A 16,686-nucleotide genomic window follows, 5' to 3' on the forward strand; every position below is an offset into this window, starting at 1 on the left:
GCTGGTCGTCAGTCCTTTCGTACGGTCAGCTGAGACCGACTCAGATGTCGAGGAAGCGAACGTCCTTGGCGTTGCGCTGGATGAACGAACGCCGGGCCTCGACGTCCTCACCCATCAGCACCGAGAACAGGTCGTCCGCCTGGGCCGCGTCGTCCAGCGTCACCTGGCCGAGGACACGGTGGTCCACGTCCATCGTGGTGACACGCAGCTCCTCGGCGTTCATCTCGCCCAGACCCTTGAAGCGCTGGATCGAGTCTTCCTTGATCCGCTTGCCGTTCCGCTTGCCCAGCTCGACCAGCGCGTCGCGCTCACGGTCCGAGTACGCGTACTCGAAGTCGTCCCGGCCCCACTTGATCTTGTAGAGCGGCGGACGGGAGAGGTAGACGTGCCCGGCCTCGACCAGCGGTCGCATGAAGCGGAAGAGGAAGGTCAGCAGCAGGGTGTTGATGTGCTGACCGTCGACGTCGGCGTCCGCCATCAGAATGATCTTGTGATAGCGGAGCTTCTCGATGTCGAAGTCCTCGTGGACTCCGGTGCCGAAGGCCGAGATCAGCGCCTGGACCTCGGTGTTCTGCAGGATCTTGTCGATCCGCGCCTTCTCGACGTTCAGGATCTTGCCGCGGATCGGCAGGATGGCCTGGTACATCGGGTTGCGGCCTGACTTGGCCGAGCCGCCGGCAGAGTCACCCTCGACGATGAAGATCTCGCACTTGGTGGGGTCGTTCGACTGGCAGTCGCTCAGCTTGCCCGGGAGGGACGCCGACTCCAGCAGGCCCTTGCGGCGGGTCAGGTCGCGCGCCTTGCGGGCCGCCACGCGCGCGGTGGCCGCCTGGATCGACTTGCGGATGATGTCCGCCGCCTCGACCGGGTTGCGGTCGAACCAGTCGTTGAGGTGCTCGTGGACGATCTTCTGGACGAAGGTCTTGGCCTCCGTGTTGCCCAGCTTCGTCTTCGTCTGGCCCTCGAACTGTGGCTCGCCCAGCTTGACCGAGATGATCGCCGTCAGACCCTCGCGGATGTCCTCACCCGTGAGGTTGTCGTCCTTCTCGCGCAGCAGCTTCTTCTCCCGCGCGTAGCGGTTCACCAGACCGGTCAGCGCGGCCCGGAAGCCCTCCTCGTGCGTACCGCCCTCGTGCGTGTGGATCGTGTTCGCGAAGGAGTACACACCCTCGCTGTACTGCGAGTTCCACTGCATCGCGATCTCGACCGAGAGCGTGCGCTCCTTGTCCTCGGCCTCGACGTCGATGACGGTCGGGTGGATCAGCTCGCCCTTGCGCGAGTTGAGGTACTTCACGAAGTCGACGATGCCGCCCTCGTAGTGGTACTTCACCGTGCGCGCGGTGGGCTCGGCGGCCGCCTCGGCGTCCGGGTCGTCGGCGCCGACGGTCGCCTTCGCCGACTCGCGCTCGTCGGTGAGGGCGATGGTGAGGCCCTTGTTGAGGAAGGCCATCTCCTGGAAGCGGCGCGAGAGCGTCTCGAAGGAGTACTCGACCGTCTCGAAGATGTCCGGGTCGGACCAGAACGTGACCGAGGTGCCGGTCTCGTCGGTCTCCTCGTGCTGCGCGAGGGGCGCGGTCGGGACGCCCATCTTGTAGTCCTGCGTCCAGCGGTGACCGTCGGTCTTGATCTCCACCGAGACCTTGGTGGAGAGGGCGTTGACGACGGAGACGCCCACGCCGTGCAGACCGCCGGAGACCGCGTAGCCGCCGCCGCCGAACTTGCCGCCCGCGTGGAGGACCGTCAGCACGACCTCGACGGCCGGCTTGCCCTCGGACGGGACGATGCCGACGGGGATACCGCGGCCGTTGTCGACGACGCGCACGCCGCCGTCGGCCAGGATCGTCACGTCGATGGTGTCCGCGTGGCCGGCCAGGGCCTCGTCGACGGAGTTGTCCACGACCTCCTGCACCATGTGGTGCAGGCCGCGCTCACCGGTCGACCCGATGTACATGCCGGGTCGCTTGCGGACCGCGTCCAGACCCTCGAGGACGGTGATCGCGCTGGCGTCGTACGACGCAGCGTTGGCGGACGGAATGTTCTCGTTGGGGTTGCCGGAATCGGCCACGAAGCGCCCTTTCTGGCACAGCACAGGCCGTTCTCCGGGCATACGGGAGCGGCTGCGTCGTTCGACTTGTTCCGCGGGGTGGCGGGATTGTCTACCAGTCTACCGGTAGCGCTGACACGAATGGGGGTTTGCCGGTACCTGAGTCCGCATGTGCCGCCCTGGGCGGGAGCGAGACGACTCCCCATATCCGGGGAGGGGCTCCAGAAGCCCCTGACGGCCACCCAGCGCTTCGGGACGTGACCGGTTGTGGGCAATCGTCCGCAGGGGGTGCATCCCGCTGTGGACAAACGTGCGGCGCCCACCCCGAGCCGCTGTGGACAGACGTTCCGCCGGGCCGTGCCGTCCCCCTCGGACGGAGTCCGAGGGGGGAGTGCGCAGGCGGAGTCCGGGGGCTGGTGCGCAGGCGGAGTCCGGGGGCCTGGTGCGCACAGCGCACAGGACCGGCACCTTTCGCGGGCGCGCACCGCGGGGCCCACCGCTCCGCTGCCCCGCGCCCCGCTGCCCGGCGCCTCAGCCGTACGTATCCCCCGGCCCCACGGACCCCGGCGCCCGCAGCGGTCCGTACCCCTTGCGCGGCGCCCCCGGCCCCAGGACCTTGATCACCCGCACCGTCCCGTGTCCCAGGTCCTCGTTCAGCCGCGCCACCAGCCGAGGCGCCAGCAGCCGCAGCTGCGTCGCCCACGCCGTCGAGTCGCACTGCACGGTGAGCACCCGCTCCTCGGGATCCTCGTCGTACTTCAGCGGCACACAGTGGTTCGCCAGGTCCTCGCCCACGATCTGCGGCCAGCGCCCCATGACCCCGCCCACCGCAGCGGGCGTCTCCCAGCCACGCTCGGTGATGAGCCGGTTGATCGCGGCGCCCAGGCCGATCGGGTCCCGCCCGTCGGCGTGCGCGCCCGAGCGCAGCCCGCCGCCCCGCCGCGCCTGCTTCTTCTGCTGGGCCGCCGCGCCCCGCGCCTTCGCCTGTTCCTTGGCGGCGCGCAGCGCCACCCGGGCGAGGTCCACGCCGGAGGGCTCGGGCGTCCTGGGGGCGGGGCCGCCCTGGCCGGCCTCGGAACTCGTGTTCTCGCTCACAGCCTCTCCACCGCCCCGTCCGCGACCCCGTACCGCGCCCCGGCGAGCACCCCCGGAACGTCGTCGTCCACCGCCGCCGTCACCAGCACCTGCTCGCCCGGGGCCACCAGCTCCGCGAGCCGCTCCCGGCGCCGGGCGTCCAGCTCGGCGAAGACGTCGTCGAGGACGAGCACCGGCTCGTTGCCCTCCGCCCGCAGCAGGTCGTACGAGGCGAGCCGCAGCGCCAGCGCGTACGACCAGGACTCCCCATGGCTCGCGTACCCCTTGGCCGGCAGGTCGCCCAGCTTGAGCACCAGTTCGTCGCGGTGCGGGCCGACGAGCGTCACACCCCGCTCGATCTCCTGCTTGCGCACCTCCGCGAGCGCGGCGATCAGCTGCTCGTACAGCTCTTCCCGGGTGTGCCCGGGGCCCGGCGCGGACGGCCGGTACTCCAGCAGGATCGGTCCTCCGCCGGGCGCCAGCTGCTCGTAGGCCTTGTCGGCCAGCGGCTGCAGCACACCGATCAGATCCAGCCGCTGCGCGAGCAGCTCGGCGCCCGCCCTCGCCAGATGCTGGTCCCAGACGTCGAGCGTCGAGAGGTCCATGCCGCGGCCGCCGTGCCGCCGTGCCATGGCCGCCGACTTCAGCAGCGTGTTGCGCTGCTTGAGGACCCGCTCGTAGTCGGAGCGCACGCCCGCCATGCGCGGCGCGCGCGCCGTGATCAGGTCGTCGAGGAAGCGCCGGCGCTCGCCGGGGTCGCCCTTGACCAGGGCCAGGTCCTCCGGAGCGAACAGCACCGTCCGCACGATCCCCAGTACGTCACGGGGTCTGACCTGCGAGGACCTGTTGATACGGGCGCGGTTGGCACGGCCCGGGTTCAGTTCGAGCTCGACCAGCTGGGAGCGCTCGCCCTGGGTGACCGCGGCCCGGATGATCGCCCGCTCCGCCCCCATCCGCACGAGCGGGGCGTCCGAGGCGACGCGATGGCTGCCGAGGGTGGCGAGATAGCCGACGGCCTCGACCAGATTGGTCTTGCCCTGGCCGTTGGCTCCCACGAAAGCGGTGACGCCCGGGTCGAGCGGGACCTCGACCCGGGCGTAGGAGCGAAAGTCGGCCAGCGACAGATGCGTGACGTGCATGGTGTGCGCCGACCTTCCCCCGGCTGCTGTGCACCGGGAGGTGCACAGCCTGTGGACTACTTCTTGGACTCGACCGCGTGTCCACCGAACTGGTTGCGCAGCGCGGCGATCATCTTCATCTGCGGGGAGTCGTCCTGACGCGAGGCGAACCGCGCGAACAGCGACGCGGTGATCGCCGGCAGCGGCACCGCGTTGTCGATGGCGGCCTCCACGGTCCAGCGGCCCTCGCCGGAGTCCTGTGCGTAACCCCGGAGCTGGTCGAGGTGCTCGTCCTCGTCCAGCGCGTTGACCGCCAGGTCGAGCAGCCAGGAACGGATGACCGTGCCCTCCTGCCAGGAGCGGAAGACCTCGCGGACGTCGGTGACGGAGTCGACCTTCTCCAGGAGCTCCCAGCCCTCGGCGTACGCCTGCATCATCGCGTACTCGATGCCGTTGTGGACCATCTTCGCGAAGTGGCCCGCGCCGACCTTGCCGGCGTGGACGGAGCCGAACTCGCCCTCGGGCTTGAGCGCGTCGAAGACCGGCTGGACCCGCGCCACGTGCTCGGCGTCGCCGCCGTACATCAGCGCGTAGCCGTTCTCCAGGCCCCACACGCCGCCGGAGACACCGCAGTCGACGAAGCCGATGCCCTTGGCGGCGAGCTCCTCGGCGTGCTTCTCGTCGTCGGTCCAGCGGGAGTTCCCGCCGTCCACCACGATGTCGCCGGGGGAGAGCAGGTTCGCCAGCTCGTCGACCGTGGACTGGGTCGCGGCACCGGCCGGGACCATGACCCACACGACCCTCGGACCCTTCAACTTGCCCACAAGCTCTTCCAGGCTGTGGACGTCGGCGAGGTCCGGATTGCGGTCGTATCCGATGACGGTGTGGCCTGCGCGGCGGATGCGCTCACGCATGTTGCCGCCCATCTTGCCGAGACCGACGAGACCGAGCTCCATCAGAGATTCCTTAAGCGTCGTGTGCGGTGTACCCGGGTCCGAGCCTACGCCCGGACCCCCGTGCACACCTGTGGGGTCAGCCGCTCAGTCGACGGCCACCCGAGCACACTCAGCCGCTGAGACGCACCGGCATGATCAGGTACTTGTAGGCCTCGTCGGCCTCCGCGTCGACGGCCGGCTTGCCGCTCAGCAGCGCGGGCTTGGTCGACGTCGTGAAGGAGAGCTGGGCGACCGGGGAGTCGATCGCGCTCAGGCCGTCCAGCAGGAACGTCGGGTTGAAGGCGATCGAGATGTCGTCGCCGTCCAGCTGCGCGTCCACACGCTCCACAGCCTGTGCGTCGTCGCTGGAGCCGGCCTCCAGGATCAGCACGCCCTGCTCGAAGCTGAGCCGGACCGGGGTGTTGCGCTCGGCCACCAGGGCCACTCGCTTGACGGCCTCGACGAACGGCGCGGTCTCGATCACCGCGATCGAGTTGAACTCGGTGGGGAAGAGCGTCCGGTACTTCGGCAGGTCGCCCTCGAGCAGCCGGGTGGTGGTGCGGCGGCCGGCGCCCTCGAAGCCGATCAGGCCCTCGCCCTTGCCGGAGCCCGAGAGCGCGAGGGTGACGGTGTCACCGCTGGTGAGCGCCTTGGCGGTGTCCAGGAGGGTCTTGGCGGGCACCAGGGCGACCGCGGAGGCGTCGGGGGCCTCGGGCTTCCACAGGAACTCGCGGACCGCGAAGCGGTAGCGGTCGGTGGAGGCCAGGGTGACCGTGTCGCCCTCGATCTCGATGCGCACACCGGTGAGCACGGGCAGCGTGTCGTCACGGCCGGCGGCGATGGCGACCTGTGCGGCGGCGGAGGCGAAGACCTCACCGGGCACGGTGCCGGTCGCGGTGGGCATCTCCGGCAGGGCCGGGTACTCCTCCACAGGCAGGGTGTGGAGGGTGAAGCGGGAGGACCCGCAGACCACGGTCGCCCGTACACCGTCTGTGGAAATCTCCACGGGACGGTTGGGGAGGGCGCGGCAGATGTCGGCGAGCAGGCGGCCGGAGACCAGGACGGTGCCGTCCTCCTCGATCTCCGCCTCGACGGAGACACGGGCCGAGACCTCGTAGTCGAAGCTCGAGAAGCTCAGCGCACCGTCCTCGGCCTTCAGCAGAAGGCCCGCGAGTACGGGCGCCGGCGGACGGGCCGGAAGGCTGCGGGCCACCCAGGCCACCGCCTCCGCGAGTACATCGCGCTCCACCCGGATCTTCACCGGAACCGCCTCCTGCTGTTGCTGGCTCTTCGTCGACTGCGGGAACCAGTCTGACGTACGCCGCCGACACTCGGTGCGGCTCGGGGTCAAGTCGCGACAAGAGGGCGATGAGGCTCCGGCGCCGAGTTGTGCACAGGTCCCACTTCGAAGCGGATTCCGGGCTAACTCTAGGTGGGAGTAGTAGTAGGGCCTGTGGAAACCGTGGATAACGCCGTATGCGCAGGTCAACCCCGGTTTTTTGTCCACTGCCCCTGTGGGTGGAACCGGTGGACAACAGGGGTTCTCTGTGGACACCCGAAAGTTCTGCACACCCGATACACAGGCCACGGGGACTTCTCCCCAGCGCTGTCCCCAGCTTTACCCACGTTCCCCACAGCCCAACCGTCCTCCTCGGTGTGACCGCTTTCACTCGACGCGGTGACCCCGGGCGTTTCGTTGCCGAACAGTGGACAGGGGTGTGGAGAACCTGTGGGCAACAGAGCCGTCCTTGTGGGTTGCCAGTGGACAACCAACGAGAGCCCCTGTGGACGAAAGATTCGTCCACAGCCTGTGGATCAAGGTTGCCAACAAATCCACACCCCTCTGACCTGGGATCTTGATCCCCTCCCCGCCCGGCCTGTGGAGAGGATCCGGATAACTCCGCAGTCCCCACCCTGTGGACGGAAGATCATCCCGCAATCTGTGGAGAACGCGCCACCGCTGCCGGGAAATCGAACAGCCCGGCCTGTGCACAGACGTGTGGACCACGCCGGAGACCCCCTCCGGGCATGCGAAGGGGCGCTCCGGGAGGTGTCCCGGAGCGCCCCTGGACGGTGCGGAGCGGCTCTCTCAGCCGTTCTTGATGCGGTTGGTGAGCTCGGTGACCTGGTTGTAGATGGAGCGCCGCTCGGCCATCAGCGCGCGGATCTTGCGGTCCGCGTGCATCACGGTCGTATGGTCGCGGCCGCCGAACTGGGCGCCGATCTTCGGCAGTGACAGATCGGTCAGCTCACGGCACAGGTACATGGCGATCTGCCGGGCCGTCACCAGCACGCGGCTGCGGGAGGATCCGCAGAGGTCCTCCACCGTCAGACCGAAGTAGTCCGCCGTGGCCGCCATGATCGCCGGCGCGGTGATCTCCGGCGACGAGTCCTCGCCGCCGGGGATCAGGTCCTTGAGGACGATCTCGGTCAGCCCCAGGTCGACCGGCTGCCGGTTGAGGCTCGCGAAGGCCGTCACACGGATCAGCGCCCCCTCCAGCTCACGGATGTTCCGCGAGATGCGGGAGGCGATGAACTCCAGTACCTCCGGCGGGGCGTTGAGCTGCTCCTGCACCGCCTTCTTGCGGAGGATCGCGATGCGCGTCTCCAGCTCGGGCGGCTGCACATCGGTGGTCAGGCCCCACTCGAAGCGGTTGCGGAGCCGGTCCTCCAGGGTCATCAGCTGCTTGGGCGGCCGGTCCGAGGAGAGAACGATCTGCTTGTTCGCGTTGTGGAGCGTGTTGAAGGTGTGGAAGAACTCCTCCTGCGTCGACTCCTTGCTCGCCAGGAACTGGATGTCGTCGACCAGCAGGATGTCCACGTCGCGGTAGCGCTTGCGGAAGGTGTCGCCCTTGCCGTCGCGGATCGAGTTGATGAACTCGTTGGTGAACTCCTCGGAGCTCACGTACCGCACGCGCGTACCGGGGTACAGGCTGCGCGCGTAGTGACCGATCGCGTGGAGCAGGTGCGTCTTGCCGAGTCCCGACTCCCCGTAGATGAAGAGCGGGTTGTACGCCTTCGCCGGGGCTTCGGCCACCGCGACGGCGGCGGCGTGCGCGAACCGGTTCGACGAACCGATGACGAAGGTGTCGAAGAGGTACTTGGGGTTCAGACGCGCGTGCTGCTCGTTCGGTCCGCCGGATCCGGCACCCTGCCCGGAGGCCGCGCCGGCGCCTCCGCCGCCGTGACCGGACACGGAGCCACCGTGTCCGCCGGGACCGCCGTGTCCGCCATGTCCGCCATGTCCGCCGGGGCCGCCCGGCCGCGGACCGGTACCGGGGCGCGGCGGGTCGGGCAGCTCGGCCCGCTCCGGCCGCTGGGGCTGGTCGTAGGCGGACGGGCGCTCGTCGTAGCGGGGCTGCTGGGGCTGCTGGGGGCGCGGGCCGGTGTACGGGTCGCGTTCCTGGAAGGACCCGAGGCGCGGCTGCTGCCAGCCGAGGTCCTCCTGGCTGCGCGGCCAGGAGCCCGGCTCGGGGCGCTGCTGCTGGTAGTCCGGGTACGCGGGGCGCGCGGTGGGCAGGCCGTCGTCCGGCAGGGGCCGGTGGCCGTAGCCGTCGTACTTCTCGTACGTCTCCGCCGGCGGCCGCTCGTCGTAGCGGGGCGGCTGCTGCTGGATCGGGGGTGCGGGCGGGGTCGGCTCGCCGACGGAGTCGTCGACGGTGATCGCGATCCGGATCGGGCGGCCGCACTCGTGGCTGAGGGTCTCGCTGATGAGGGGGGCGAGGCGCCCTTCGAGGACGCGCTTGCCCCATTCGTTGGGGACGGCGAGGAGTGCGGTGTCGGCCACGAGTGCGAGAGGCTGGCAGCGCTCGATCCACTGCTTGTCCTTGGGCTCGATGCCCTGCTGGCCTTCTCCGAGGAGCTGCTCGAGCACGCGTGGCCATACTGCGGCAAGATCGGCAGGTACGTCAGCCACAGGGCACGCTTCCTCGTTGGTCCCACGAACGTGTGGTTCTCGGGACGGTGGGTCGATGTCCGTCAGGACAGGTAAGGACAGAACGGAAAAAAGATTGAGAAGAGTCCAGCCACGGTAGTCGCGGCGGATGACCTGGTTCAAGTTGTTGTCCACAGCCTGTGCACAATGGACCCCGGCGATCGGTCGGTTTGACCGGATGGCGTAGCCGCGCGTACCGTAACCAGGTCGAGTTGTCGATGGCTGCTGCCGCCTGCCTCCGATGGGCAAAGATCACGGTCTGTGATCGTGAAGCGGTGCACTCGGGCGTATTGCGAGCTACTCGTGGGCGCACGGTGACAGCCAGGCGATGTCCCGCCATCTACGAATCATTTCTGGAGCCCCCGAGTGAGCAAGCGCACCTTCCAGCCGAACAACCGTCGTCGCGCGAAGACCCACGGCTTCCGCCTGCGCATGCGTACGCGTGCCGGTCGCGCCATCCTGGCGAACCGCCGTTCCAAGGGTCGCTCGAGCCTGTCCGCCTGATCCGCTTAAACAGGTCATGACGTGCTGCCTACCGAGAATCGGCTGAGGCGGCGCGAGGACTTCGCAACCGCGGTACGACGAGGGCGCCGGGCTGGTCGCCCGCTCCTCGTCGTCCACCTACGCAGCGGTGCAACGGACCCGCACGCGCCTGGGGAGAGCGCTCCCCCGACGCGTGCGGGTTTCGTCGTGAGCAAGGCCGTGGGCGGTGCCGTCGTACGCAACCAGGTGAAGCGACGCCTGCGCCATCTCGTCCGCGAACGACTGTCCGAGCTGCCCCCCGGTAGCCTGGTGGTCGTACGGGCGTTGCCCGGAGCCGGTGACGCCGATCACGCACAGCTGGCCCGAGACCTCGACGCCGCGCTTCAGCGGCTCCTCGGAGGGGGCGCGCGATGAAGTACCCGCTGCTGGCTCTCATCAAGCTGTACCAGTGGACGATCAGCCCCCTTCTGGGGCCCGTCTGCCGGTACTACCCGTCGTGTTCCCACTATGGATTCACGGCCATCGACCGGCATGGCGCGATCAAGGGCACGGCCCTGACCGCCTGGCGCATCCTGCGGTGCAATCCGTGGTCGCCCGGCGGCGTGGACCACGTACCCCCGCGCAAGCGTCCTCGCTGGCATGAACTGCTGCGGAACGCACTGCGTGGCGACAAGGGCGGGTCCCCCGCCGAGACGAGCCCGGCCGCAGAGACTTCGCCCAATGCTCAAGGAGCCTGATTAGTGGACACGATTGCCAATTTTTTCAGCTTCATCACCACACCTGTCTCATGGGTGATCGTCCAGTTCCACAAGCTGTACGGGGCGATCTTCGGCCCTGACACGGGCTGGGCCTGGGGCCTGTCGATCGTGTCCCTCGTGGTGCTGATCCGTATCTGCCTGATCCCGCTCTTCGTGAAGCAGATCAAGTCGACGCGGAACATGCAGGCGCTCCAGCCGAAGATGAAGGCGATCCAGGAGCGCTACAAGAGCGACAAGCAGCGTCAGTCCGAAGAGATGATGAAGCTGTACAAGGAGACGGGTACCAACCCGCTCTCCTCGTGCCTTCCCATCCTGGCGCAGTCGCCGTTCTTCTTCGCCCTGTACGCCGTGCTCTCGCACATCGCCGAGGGCAAGACGATCGGTGTCATCAACCAGTCGCTGCTGGACAGCGCCCGTCAGGCGCACATCTTCGGCGCTCCGCTGGCGTCCACCTTCACGGACAGCGCCGCCGAGGTCGCCGCTCTCGACGCGTCGCTGACCTCGGTCCGCATCGTCACCGCGGTCATGATCGTCATGATGTCGGCCTCGCAGTTCTACACGCAGCGCCAGCTGATGATGAAGAACGTCGACCTCTCGGTGAAGACCCCGTACATGCAGCAGCAGAAGATGCTCATGTACATCTTCCCGCTGATCTTCGCCGTCATGGGCATCAACTTCCCCGTCGGTGTCCTCGTCTACTGGCTGACCACCAACGTGTGGACCATGGGCCAGCAGATGTACGTGATCAACCAGAACCCCACCCCGGGCAGCAAGGCCCAGGACGCCTACCTCCAGCGACTGCTGAAGAGCGTCGGGGCGCATGGTGAGGTCCGCGGCCGTCGCCGGAAGAGCGTGGTCAAGGCGATCGTGGCCAAGGGCAGCGACCGCAACGAGAACGAGCGCCGCTTCTTCGCGGGTCTGGCCAAGGCCGGCTTCGCCGCCCAGGCCGACGGCACCGTGATCAAGGGCGACGCCGTCGCCGCCGAGGTCGAGGGCGGTGCCGCGGCCAAGCGTCAGCAGCCCAAGCGTCAGACCAAGGCGCAGCGCCAGGCCGCGGCGCAGCACGCCCAGGCCAAGGACGCCGAGGAGACCGCCGACTCCGGCGAGGTCGCCAAGGAGCCCACCACCTCGCTGGAGAAGAAGCCCCAGGACAAGGCCGAGGACTCGGCGCAGGGCGACAAGCCCACGCGGCCGAGCCGGGCCAACTCCGGCGGCTCCCGCCAGGGCAAGTCCGGTCAGCGCAAGGGCCAGCAGCGCCCGAAGCACCCGTCGTCCAAGAAGTAGAAGGAGACCATCCGTGACGGAAGGCACCACCTCCGCCGCCGCTGAGGGTGGCGACACCCTGACCCGCCTGGAGCAGGAGGGTGAGATCGCGGCCGACTACCTCGAAGGTCTGCTCGACATCGCCGACCTGGACGGCGACATCGACATGGACGTCGAGGCGGACCGGGCCGCGGTCTCGATCGTCAGTGACTCGAGCGCCCGTGACCTGCAGAAGCTCGTGGGCCGTGACGGCGAGGTGCTGGAGGCGCTCCAGGAGCTGACCCGCCTGGCTGTGCACCGGGAGACCGGTGACCGCAGCCGGCTGATGCTCGACATCGCCGGGTTCCGTGCCCAGAAGCGTGCCGAGCTCGCCGAGATCGGTGCCAAGGCCGCGTCCGAGGTGAAGTCGACCGGTGCGCCGGTCAAGCTGGACCCGATGACCCCGTTCGAGCGCAAGGTCGTGCACGACGCGGTCGCCGCCGCCGGTCTGCGCAGCGAGTCCGAGGGCGAGGAGCCGCAGCGCTTCGTCGTCGTACTCCCTGCCTGACCCCCCTCGCAGTGTCGGCCCCGTCTGCTCGCAGGCGGGGCCGATCTTGTCAGCCTGATAGTCAGCCACCACAGTGCGCTCGCACCCACGGGTGCGGTGCGGAAGGACGGTTCCCGTGACGGAGGCAGCGGAGCTCCCCCCTGCGCCCGAACAGGCGCGGACGGTATTCGGCGAGTACTTCCCGGAGGCCGTCCGGTACGCGGAGCTCCTCGCGGATGCGGGCGTCAAGCGGGGGCTGATCGGCCCGCGTGAGGTTCCCCGTCTCTGGGAGCGGCACCTGCTGAACTGTGCCGTGCTCTCCGAGGTGGTGCCTGAGGGCGTCACCGTGTGCGATGTCGGCTCGGGCGCCGGGCTGCCGGGTATCCCGCTGGCGCTGGTACGTCCCGACCTGAAGATCACGCTCCTGGAGCCGCTGCTCCGGCGCACGAACTTCCTCCAGGAGGTCGTCGAGCTGCTGGGTCTGGATCATGTGACGGTGATGCGGGGCCGCGCCGAGGAGGTACTCGGCAACTTCTCTCCGGTGCACGTCGTGACGGCGCGCGCCGTGGCGCCGCTGGACCGGCTTGCCGGCTGGGGCGTCCCGCTGCTCCGTCCGTACGGCGAGATGCTGGCCCTCAAGGGCGACACCGCGGAGGAGGAGATCGACGGCGCCCGCGCCGCGCTCTCCAGGCTGGGTGTGGTGGGCACGTCCGTGCTTCAGGTCGGCGAGGGGATCGTGGACCCGCTGTCGACGGTCGTACGGGTGGAGGTCGGCGAGAGCCCGGGCGGTGTGAGATTCGCCGCGAAGCGGGCCAAGGCCGCCCGCCCGAGCAGGACCCGGCGCCGCCGCTGAGCCGTCAACGTGACGCATTTCGAGCCGTCAACGCTGCGCAACTGATCCGTACAAGCTGCCATACGTACGTATTTCGGAGTGTCGAACGGTCCTGGGTCGGCTGCACGTGCATCGTGTTTCACGTGAAACGTCGCTCACTGCTGCAGGGGATCATCAGCCGCGGCCGCGCGGCTGCCACGCCCCGGGACCGCAAACCCCTCGCGAAACCACTCGCGAGGGGGACGGGATTGTCCACAGAGGTGGATTCATCCACAGAACCACGGGCCTCGCTGGTTCACGACCCCGAAAGCATGGCAGGCTCTGTTCATCGCGAGCCTGAAGCCGAGGAGAGTGAATCCTTGCGGTCCGACGCCAACATCGCGGGACCGATGACCGATCCGGTCCCCGGTCCCCGAACCGAATCGGCGGGGGAGGATGTTTCACGTGAAACACCGCCCCCGATGGACGACACCCCCATCGGTCGTGCTGCCCAATTGGCAGTAGAGGCGCTGGGGCGCGCCGGAGAGGGTCTTCCCCGGCCTGCCCAGACCCGCGTGATGGTGGTGGCCAACCAGAAGGGCGGAGTGGGCAAGACGACCACGACGGTCAATCTTGCTGCTTCCCTGGCGCTGCACGGTGCCCGTGTGCTGGTCATCGACCTGGACCCCCAGGGCAATGCCTCGACAGCCCTCGGTATCGATCACCACGCCGACGTGCCCTCGATCTACGACGTCCTCGTGGAGAGCAAGCCGCTCTCCGACGTGGTGCAGCCGGTGCGGGATGTCGAGGGCCTCTTCTGTGCCCCCGCCACCATCGATCTCGCCGGTGCGGAGATCGAGCTTGTGTCGCTGGTGGCGCGGGAGAGCCGGCTGCAGCGGGCCATCCAGGCGTACGAGCAGCCGCTGGACTACATCCTCATCGACTGCCCGCCCTCGCTCGGCCTGCTCACGGTCAACGCCCTGGTGGCCGGCGCCGAGGTGCTGATCCCGATCCAGTGTGAGTACTACGCACTGGAGGGCCTGGGCCAGCTCCTGCGGAACGTGGACCTGGTGCGTGGGCACCTCAATCCCACGCTGCATGTCTCGACGATTCTGCTCACCATGTATGACGGCCGGACGAGGCTCGCCTCGCAGGTCGCCGACGAGGTGCGCAGTCACTTCGGCGAGGAGGTGCTCCGGACCAGCATCCCGAGGTCCGTCCGCATCTCGGAGGCGCCGAGCTACGGACAGACCGTCCTCACCTACGACCCGGGCTCCAGCGGCTCGCTGTCGTATCTCGAGGCGGCCCGTGAGATCGCGATGCGGGGCGTCGGTATTCACTACGACCCGCAGCACGGCCACATGGGTCACCAGAACAGCCAGCACAGCATGTCGGAGGGGATCCAGTGAGTGAGCGACGTAGAGGGTTGGGGCGTGGGCTCGGTGCGCTGATCCCCGCTGCTCCCCAGGAGCGGCAGGTGCCGGCAGCCGGCGGGGCGGCGGGATCCGCTTCTCCCGTGCCCGTTCCGGCGCTCTCCTCCGAGCGTGGGGTGGCAGCCGCGAAGGTGGCGACGCTGCCGCAGAGTCCGCAGTCCCCGGACAGTGTGGTCCCGGTCGCCGAGGCGCCCGTGGTGGTGGAGCCGGAGGCTCCCGCCGGTGCGCACTTCGCCGAGCTGCCGTTGGACTTCATCACGCCCAACCCGAAGCAGCCTCGTGAGGTGTTCGACGAGGACGCACTCGCGGAGCTGGTCACCTCCATCAAGGAGGTCGGCCTGCTGCAGCCGGTCGTCGTGCGGCAGCTGGGTGCTGAGCGCTACGAACTGATCATGGGTGAGCGCCGTTGGAGGGCGTGCCGTGAGGCAGGCCTGGAGCGTATCCCTGCGATCGTCCGGGCGACGGAGGACGAGAAGCTTCTCCTGGACGCGCTCCTGGAGAACCTTCACCGGGCGCAGTTGAACCCGCTGGAAGAGGCCGCCGCCTACGACCAGCTGCTGAAGGACTTCAACTGCACCCATGACCAGCTGGCCGACCGGATCGGGCGCTCGCGTCCGCAGGTCTCCAACACGCTGCGTCTGCTGCGGCTTTCTCCTCCGGTTCAGCGTCGCGTCGCCGCGGGTGTGCTCTCCGCCGGCCACGCACGCGCGCTGCTCTCCGTGGAGGACCCGGAGACGCAGGACAAGCTGGCGTACCGGATCGTGGCCGAGGGGCTCTCGGTGCGTGCGGTCGAGGAGATCGTGACGCTGATGGGCTCCGAGCCCACCTCCACGACCAAGCCCAAGGGTCCTCGGGCCGGGGCGCGTGTCTCTCCGGCGCTGACGGGTCTGGCCTCGCGGCTCTCTGATCGTTTCGAGACCCGGGTGAAGGTCGATCTGGGTCAGAAGAAGGGCAAGATCGTCGTCGAGTTCGCCTCGATGGAGGATCTGGACCGGATCCTCTCGACCCTGGCGCCCGGCGAGGGACGTGTCATGGATCAGGGGAGCCCCGAGCAGGGCGACGAGGACGTCGAGGGCTGACCTCACCCCCTGCCTCCGCGACTCAGGGCGGGCCGTGATCCGGTGAAAGCCGGAACACGGTCCGCCCTTTGCCTGCGAGCGGTATCGCCCCGAACGCCCCATCGATACGATTCTGGGAGGGCGTATCCGTACTGCGAAGGCCGTGGGAAGCGAGGGAACAGCCGTGGGGCGTCGGCTCGTACCGCTCACTCTGGACAACCTTCCTGACCTCCCCAAGCGATGTCGCTCCTGCGTCTTCTGGGAGCTGGACCCGGTGAGCGGGGAAGCGGCGGTGAAGGCGGGCCGGCCGGAGCTGGAGAAGGAGGCCTGGATCTCGGCTGTGCTGCTGGAGTGGGGATCCTGCGGTCGCGTGGTCTACGTCGACGAGGTGCCTGTCGGCTTCGTTCTGTACGCGCCGCCCGCGTACGTGCCGCGCTCCATGGCCTTCCCCACGAGCCCGGTCTCCGCGGATTCGGTCCAGTTGATGACTGCCTGGATCATGCCGGGGTATCAGGGGCAGGGGCTCGGCCGGATGATGGTGCAGACCGTCGCCAAAGATCTGTTGCGCCGGGGCTTCAAGGCGATCGAGGCCTTCGGGGATGCACGGTGGAAGGAGCCGGCCTGTGTGCTCCCCACGGACCACCTCACGGCGGTGGGCTTCAAGACCGTACGGCCCCACCCGACGTATCCGCGCCTGAGGCTGGAGCTGAGGACGACGCTGTCGTGGAAGGAAGACGTGGAGCTGGCCCTGGACCGGCTCTTGGGCGCCGTCCAGAAGGAACCTGCGCTGCGGCCGCTCTGACCGAGCACCGCCGGTCCGACCGCCTCCCTGGGATCCTCACGACGACGGCCCGCCTCCCTGAGGAGGCGGGCCGTCGGTGTTTCACGTGAAACAGGGGTGTCAGGCAGTGGCCTCGACGAAGCCCTCGAGGTCGCGGAGGAGCGCGGCCTTCGGCTTCGCGCCGACGATCGTCTTCACGACCTCGCCGCCCTGGTACACGTTGAGCGTCGGGATGGACATGACGCCGTACTTGGCGGCCGTGGCCGGGTTCTGGTCGATGTTGAGCTTCACGATCTCGATCTCGCCGTGCTCAGCGGCGATGGCCTCCAGCGACGGGGCGATCTGGCGGCACGGGCCGCACCACTCGGCCCAGAAGTCCACCAGGACAGGCTTGTCACTCTTGAGGACGACCTCATCGAAGTCGGCGTCGGTCACGTTCTTCAGGGTGCCGGCCACGGCAACCTCCCT

Annotated in this window: 16 protein-coding genes; 9 read left to right on the forward strand and 7 right to left on the reverse strand. The window is 68.7% G+C overall.

Features of this window, described 5'->3' with window-relative positions; translation table 11 throughout:
• Positions 1-40: 40 nt before the first annotated feature.
• From gyrB to dnaA, 6 genes are all read right to left on the reverse strand, one after another.
• Positions 41-2,089, reverse strand: a complete 2,049-nt coding sequence (gene gyrB, locus ACZ3IJ_RS14205; protein WP_467468005.1) for a DNA topoisomerase (ATP-hydrolyzing) subunit B — start codon at positions 2,087-2,089, stop codon at positions 41-43.
• A 486-nt stretch (positions 2,090-2,575) separates the two neighbouring features.
• On the reverse strand, positions 2,576-3,139 hold the full coding sequence (locus ACZ3IJ_RS14210; protein WP_467468007.1) for a DciA family protein: 564 nt from the start codon (positions 3,137-3,139) through the stop codon (positions 2,576-2,578).
• Positions 3,136-4,257, reverse strand: coding sequence for a DNA replication/repair protein RecF (gene recF / locus ACZ3IJ_RS14215; RefSeq protein WP_391800055.1), 1,122 nt, complete (start codon positions 4,255-4,257; stop codon positions 3,136-3,138). Before recF ends, ACZ3IJ_RS14210 begins: the two co-directional genes overlap by 4 nt.
• A gap of 56 nt (positions 4,258-4,313) precedes the next feature.
• Positions 4,314-5,192 (reverse strand): phosphogluconate dehydrogenase (NAD(+)-dependent, decarboxylating), encoded by an 879-nt coding sequence (gene gnd, locus ACZ3IJ_RS14220; protein ID WP_383224318.1) that lies wholly within the window; start codon positions 5,190-5,192, stop codon positions 4,314-4,316.
• A gap of 109 nt (positions 5,193-5,301) precedes the next feature.
• Entirely contained in the window at positions 5,302-6,432 is a 1,131-nt protein-coding gene (gene dnaN / locus ACZ3IJ_RS14225) for a DNA polymerase III subunit beta (protein WP_383166701.1), read from the reverse strand.
• Between the two features lie 828 nt (positions 6,433-7,260).
• Positions 7,261-9,087: a chromosomal replication initiator protein DnaA gene (gene dnaA, locus ACZ3IJ_RS14230; RefSeq protein ID WP_467468010.1), complete on the reverse strand. Its 1,827-nt coding sequence runs from the start codon at positions 9,085-9,087 to the stop codon at positions 7,261-7,263.
• 384 nt (positions 9,088-9,471) lie between these two features.
• On the opposite strand from dnaA, the gene rpmH reads away from it, so the two are divergent.
• From rpmH to ACZ3IJ_RS14275, 9 genes are all read left to right on the forward strand, one after another.
• Positions 9,472-9,609, forward strand: a complete 138-nt coding sequence (rpmH, locus tag ACZ3IJ_RS14235; RefSeq protein ID WP_060891143.1) for a 50S ribosomal protein L34 — start codon at positions 9,472-9,474, stop codon at positions 9,607-9,609.
• Between the two features lie 21 nt (positions 9,610-9,630).
• A complete protein-coding gene (rnpA, locus tag ACZ3IJ_RS14240) occupies positions 9,631-10,002 on the forward strand; it encodes a ribonuclease P protein component (protein ID WP_361670128.1) in 372 nt (123 codons plus the stop codon).
• A complete protein-coding gene (yidD, locus tag ACZ3IJ_RS14245; protein WP_352187225.1) occupies positions 9,999-10,325 on the forward strand; it encodes a membrane protein insertion efficiency factor YidD in 327 nt (108 codons plus the stop codon). The genes rnpA and yidD overlap by 4 nt, the downstream gene beginning before the upstream one ends.
• 3 nt (positions 10,326-10,328) lie before the next feature.
• Positions 10,329-11,630 carry a membrane protein insertase YidC gene (gene yidC, locus ACZ3IJ_RS14250; protein ID WP_467468012.1) on the forward strand — a complete coding sequence of 434 codons (1,302 nt, stop codon included), beginning with the start codon at positions 10,329-10,331 and terminating at the stop codon, positions 11,628-11,630.
• Positions 11,631-11,643: 13 nt separating this feature from the next.
• The gene (locus ACZ3IJ_RS14255; protein WP_391800052.1) at positions 11,644-12,156 is read left to right on the forward strand and encodes a Jag family protein; all 513 of its coding nucleotides are present in this window, start codon (positions 11,644-11,646) and stop codon (positions 12,154-12,156) included.
• A 115-nt stretch (positions 12,157-12,271) separates the two neighbouring features.
• Positions 12,272-12,988, forward strand: a complete 717-nt coding sequence (rsmG, locus tag ACZ3IJ_RS14260; protein ID WP_385852082.1) for a 16S rRNA (guanine(527)-N(7))-methyltransferase RsmG — start codon at positions 12,272-12,274, stop codon at positions 12,986-12,988.
• A 290-nt stretch (positions 12,989-13,278) separates the two neighbouring features.
• The gene (locus ACZ3IJ_RS14265; RefSeq protein ID WP_391800223.1) at positions 13,279-14,355 is read left to right on the forward strand and encodes a ParA family protein; all 1,077 of its coding nucleotides are present in this window, start codon (positions 13,279-13,281) and stop codon (positions 14,353-14,355) included.
• On the forward strand, positions 14,352-15,458 hold the full coding sequence (locus ACZ3IJ_RS14270; protein ID WP_467468016.1) for a ParB/RepB/Spo0J family partition protein: 1,107 nt from the start codon (positions 14,352-14,354) through the stop codon (positions 15,456-15,458). The genes ACZ3IJ_RS14265 and ACZ3IJ_RS14270 overlap by 4 nt, the downstream gene beginning before the upstream one ends.
• A gap of 163 nt (positions 15,459-15,621) precedes the next feature.
• Entirely contained in the window at positions 15,622-16,239 is a 618-nt protein-coding gene (locus ACZ3IJ_RS14275; RefSeq protein WP_352187219.1) for a GNAT family N-acetyltransferase, read from the forward strand.
• A gap of 99 nt (positions 16,240-16,338) precedes the next feature.
• Here the strand turns inward: ACZ3IJ_RS14275 and trxA are convergent, their stop codons facing one another.
• A complete protein-coding gene (trxA, locus tag ACZ3IJ_RS14280) occupies positions 16,339-16,674 on the reverse strand; it encodes a thioredoxin (protein ID WP_352187218.1) in 336 nt (111 codons plus the stop codon).
• Positions 16,675-16,686: the final 12 nt, after the last annotated feature.

It is taken from the genome of Streptomyces sp. NPDC013317, from assembly GCF_055563155.1.